This is a genomic window from Paenibacillus sp. NPDC056722, from assembly GCF_042790635.1.
In the GTDB taxonomy this organism is placed as follows: Bacteria; Bacillota; Bacilli; order Paenibacillales; family Paenibacillaceae; genus Paenibacillus_AQ; species Paenibacillus_AQ agri.
Map to the genome: position 1 here is coordinate 1 of NZ_JBHTYV010000028.1, position 3,026 is coordinate 3,026.

5 protein-coding genes and 1 tRNA gene are annotated in these 3,026 nt (G+C 66.8%); all 6 read right to left on the minus strand.

Features of this window, described 5'->3' with window-relative positions:
* Positions 1-207 precede the first annotated feature (207 nt).
* Positions 208-450, minus strand: coding sequence for a hypothetical protein (locus tag ACFRAM_RS28550; protein ID WP_379470417.1), 243 nt, complete (start codon positions 448-450; stop codon positions 208-210).
* A gap of 122 nt (positions 451-572) precedes the next feature.
* Positions 573-646, minus strand: a tRNA-Trp gene (locus ACFRAM_RS28555).
* Between the two features lie 339 nt (positions 647-985).
* Positions 986-1,504: a hypothetical protein gene (locus ACFRAM_RS28560; protein ID WP_379470418.1), complete on the minus strand. Its 519-nt coding sequence runs from the start codon at positions 1,502-1,504 to the stop codon at positions 986-988.
* Positions 1,501-1,758 (minus strand): hypothetical protein, encoded by a 258-nt coding sequence (locus ACFRAM_RS28565; RefSeq protein WP_379470419.1) that lies wholly within the window; start codon positions 1,756-1,758, stop codon positions 1,501-1,503. Before ACFRAM_RS28565 ends, ACFRAM_RS28560 begins: the two co-directional genes overlap by 4 nt.
* Positions 1,755-2,258 (minus strand): hypothetical protein, encoded by a 504-nt coding sequence (locus tag ACFRAM_RS28570; protein WP_379470420.1) that lies wholly within the window; start codon positions 2,256-2,258, stop codon positions 1,755-1,757. Before ACFRAM_RS28570 ends, ACFRAM_RS28565 begins: the two co-directional genes overlap by 4 nt.
* Before the next feature lie 48 nt (positions 2,259-2,306).
* On the minus strand, positions 2,307-3,026 hold a 720-nt coding region (locus ACFRAM_RS28575), incomplete at its 5' end, for a hypothetical protein (protein WP_379470421.1).

Genomic DNA, 3,026 nt, shown 5'->3' on the forward strand with positions numbered 1-3,026 from the left:
TGTCGTCGGATGCTACTGCGGTGGTCTTCTGTCAGGTGGTGGTCCTCTGCGGCGTGGTCGTTGTCCGCGTCCCAGGCCGCGGTGAACGCTGCGAACGCATGGCCGCCGCGCACGGTGGCCATGCTCAGCCCCAGGGCCCGAACAGCCAGCAGCCCAACGCCGGCCACCACAGGGGCAGGCGCAGGATCGGGTGATGCGGCGTCATGGTCAGCTCCTCGGCGGCCAGTTCCAGTGACCCGGAGTCGGTTCCTCGGCGAACGGGACATCCTGGTTGAAGTACATGCCGGTCGGGTTGAGCACGCACAGAGCCACATACGGCACGCCATGCTCGGGCACGGGATCGCGGTCCTTCACTTCGGTGATGACCGCTGCACGTGGCTCGGGCAGGAACTCGCCGCCCTTGCTGCCAAGAGATTGATAGTGGACGATGCGCCCGACGCTGGGCTGCATCAGAACAGCACCCTGATCAGCTCGATGGCGAGGGTCTTCCAGTCCACGGCGTGCAGCACAGCGGATCCGGCTTCGAGGACGAGAGTGTCCATGGTGGTTCTCCTGTTCGGTGGGGTGATGCGCTGATCCGCCAGGGCTCGAACCTGGAACCGGCCGCTTTGGAGACGGCTGCTCTTGCCGATTGAGCTACGGACCATGAGTCCCGAACCGGGCTGCGCGACGGCGAATGTCGCAAGTGCTCGACGGTTCGGGACAGCCCCAGGCCGGCGCGGAGTGGACAGGGGCACTCGGACGGGCCGGCCTGGGACGAGGGGTTGCAGCGCGCAGCTACACCACCCGAGTAACGCTGACTCGGGCTGCGGAACGCGAGTTCGTTGGATGCGCTTGCCCGATGTGCACTGCTGTTGTTTCGGGTTGACGCGCTGCAAGTCTGGAGAATGTGCGCGGACAAAATTCACGCGCTACGCGCCGAGCGTAGCAAACGCCCTGTCCGTAACAAGATCACCCGAGGTCGGGCCCATATGCCCGGTGGCGGCTATTGGAAGGTCTGCGCCGTGGGGTAGCGGTTTCGTCGCTGTTCGTCGGGGCGGCCATAGGGCACGCCCAGTTGCGCCGAGAGCCACCGTTCAGCCGCCGAAAACGCGTCCTTGCGTAGGGAACTGACGTCCTCGCACTCGATCTGGTCGTCTTTGCGCACTGTGAGGCACCACCGTGTCTCTGCTGACCGTCGACGTCCTTCTGTCTCCCAGTCGCGGCGGCGGACCTCGAAAACGAATCGCTCGTTCTCGGCCACGTACACACCGGGAGCCGCACCCTTTCGGAATTGCAGCAGGACCGGAGGATTCTTGGCCAACCAGTTGTGCGCGTGGCGCTCGAGATCCCGCTTCGTGCGGCCGCCGCGCTCATGGATCACTCTTCGCCCTGTGCGCGGCGTGATCGTCAGCACCCACCCTTTTTGGTCACGCGCGATCGTGAATTTCAGCTGACCGGATTCGGCCTCATACCTGGTTACGTCCGTGGACGTGAGCCGCTTGAAGGTCAACCGCGCATTCACACCTCCGATCCTCCCCCATCGACGAGCGCGTTCTCTTCCTCCGCCAAGACGTAGGCCCGCGAGGCGGCGATAAGCCATGTGTCGCCGTTATCGAGCGTGACCCCCAGGAGCCCCTCCCCGATCGCGTAGTAGCGCGTCACGGTCCCCGGCGCACACGTCCCGTCGAGCAGCGCGAAGAGTGCCCGAGTGCCAGGTGCGTATCGCTCTCGCCGGAGCCGCAGAGCTTCCACATGCCAGTCCCGCTCGGCGTTCACGGCTTCGATCCTCCCCCATCGCCGGGCCCGGGGTGGGCGCGCCAGTCGGATTCATGGCGTTCCCAGAGCCGTTCGACGGTATCCCCGGGCCGCGGCAGCATCCGAGCGTCCTCCTCGTCGACGTCGTTCCACCGGATTGTGCCATCGGCCTTGCGGATCCGGAATCGAGCGGTGCCGTTCCATTCACCCTGCTCAGCGTCGAACCAAGCGGTGCGCGTGACGATAGCGGCAACATCGGCGATGTCCCAGACCAGATATCGCAGGCTGTCGTCGTACAGCCCTTCGCGGTCGGTGGCGAGGTCGACTGGGAACGCTGCGCCCGCCTGGTCCATCTGCCGTTCCCGCTCGAACAGCTCATGCGAGCTCGACGCTTCGGGCGTACCGATGCCCGTGCAATAGAAGTCGTTGATGTGGTCGTTGTTGCCCAGGAATATCGAGTCGGGGCCGGCGGGCCATCCCTGCCCCTCGTGGAATTCGGCGTACAGCGTGCCGATTGGCATGCTCCGCATCTCCTCGCGGTTCACGATTCGCATGTCGGGTCGGTCCTTTCAGCTTGCGCGGGCGTGCCGGGCCCGGATGGGGATGAGTAGGTGCGCGTCGAGGACTTCGCCGACTGGGAAGAGCATTGGCCAGTCCGGTCGCCACGGGCCCGGGACGGGGCTGATTTCGCCCGCTTCCTTGAGCACGTGGACGCGCCGGCGGGTGAGGTTGCGGTACTCCTCCCCCAGTTCCCTGGCGAGCGTGGCGATTCCGCTGGCGCTCAGTGAGAGCTTGCGGGCCCGGGCGATCTTGGCGTCGTCGACGACGATGTCGACCGCGGGCGGGCACACCAGCCGCCCCGCGTGTTTGGCGATCGCGTGCAGCTCCGGATAGCACTCTTTCGCGCCCTCGGTGACCGCCAGGGCGTAGATGTGCCGCTTGAGCCAGCGGGCGAGCTCGCCGGTGGTGGGTGGCTGCGGTTGCAGCGCAGGCGCGTTGTTGGGCCGCAGTGGTCCCACGAACTCACCCGGTACCCATCGCAGCGGCAGCCAGGCGACAGGCTCGCCGACGGTCTGGCTGTAGGTGACGGCTCGCTGCTCGCACACCAGCCGCACCCAGCCGACGAGCGCGTTGTGGAGCTCGGCGGCGGCGGCCGCGGCGTCGACGTGGAACGGTAGCGGCTGCTCGGACGGTCGGTGCTGCTGGCGGGACCGGCCGACCTCGCCGAGGCGGGCCTGCTTGGTCACGGTTTCGGCAAGGTCGAGCGCGAGCTCGGGGAGCTCGGACAG